General features: G+C 67.9%; 1 rRNA gene. It reads left to right on the forward strand.

Going from position 1 to position 411, the window contains the following annotated elements:
- Positions 1 to 25 precede the first annotated feature (25 nt).
- Positions 26 to 142: ribosomal RNA gene (gene rrf / locus G3I71_RS48890) — 5S ribosomal RNA — on the forward strand.
- The last annotated feature ends 269 nt before the right edge of the window (positions 143 to 411 follow it).

The following is a 411-nucleotide window of genomic DNA, read 5'->3' on the forward strand; positions in this document are numbered from 1 at the left end:
GAACCCGTTGACAACTCGACAGCGTTACGGCGGTCATAGCGAAGGGGAAACGCCCGGTCCCATTCCGAACCCGGAAGCTAAGCCCTTCAGCGCCGATGGTACTGCACTCGCCAGGGTGTGGGAGAGTAGGACGCCGCCGGACAACCATTCAACGAAAGGCCCACCCCTCACAGGGGTGGGCCTTTCGTCGTTCACCGCGTGACAGACAGATCGTGAAGTCCTGCCGTGCGGCCAGGGGGCTCGGCGCCGGGAACCCTGTCCGATCGGGGCAGCAGCGCTCGCCCTCGACGGGTCCCGGCAGCGGTCGTCCTCGACAGGCGCCGCGTCACGGCCGCGCCGCACGCGTGATGAACCTCTCACCAAGCCCACCTCGCGAGCTCGACGTGCGTCCACCGTCGGCCGCCTGGATGG

The organism is Streptomyces sp. SID12501 (assembly GCF_010550245.1).
Taxonomy (GTDB): domain Bacteria; phylum Actinomycetota; class Actinomycetes; order Streptomycetales; family Streptomycetaceae; genus Streptomyces.